Source organism: Corynebacterium sp. HMSC072A04, from assembly GCF_001809235.1.
Lineage (GTDB): Bacteria > Actinomycetota > Actinomycetes > Mycobacteriales > Mycobacteriaceae > Corynebacterium > Corynebacterium hiratae.
On sequence record NZ_KV796785.1, the window covers coordinates 1 to 259 of the forward strand.

Annotated in this window: 1 pseudogene; it reads right to left on the minus strand. The window is 51.7% G+C overall.

Annotated features, from left to right (window positions below):
• Window positions 1-259, minus strand: a pseudogene (locus tag HMPREF2565_RS13405) (IS256 family transposase); the annotation flags it as partial.

Genomic DNA, 259 nt, shown 5'->3' on the forward strand with positions numbered 1-259 from the left:
TTCGGTGCAGGCTACCAGCAGGCATTTCTTGTGGAAGTAGGTGCCGTCGATAAAGACCTGGTCGTAAACACGATAGGGGTCAGTAGACGTGGGCACGGTGATAAACCACAGCAGCTTGAACCACCGGGTCAAAGTCCGCCTTGTTACCCCAAGGCGTTTGGCTAAATGGTCTGCGGATTCGCCGGAAAGAATCCAGTCAATAAAGATTTTGAAGTGCCGAATCTCGCTGGTGTGTGCGCGGGTATTAATCGATGAAACG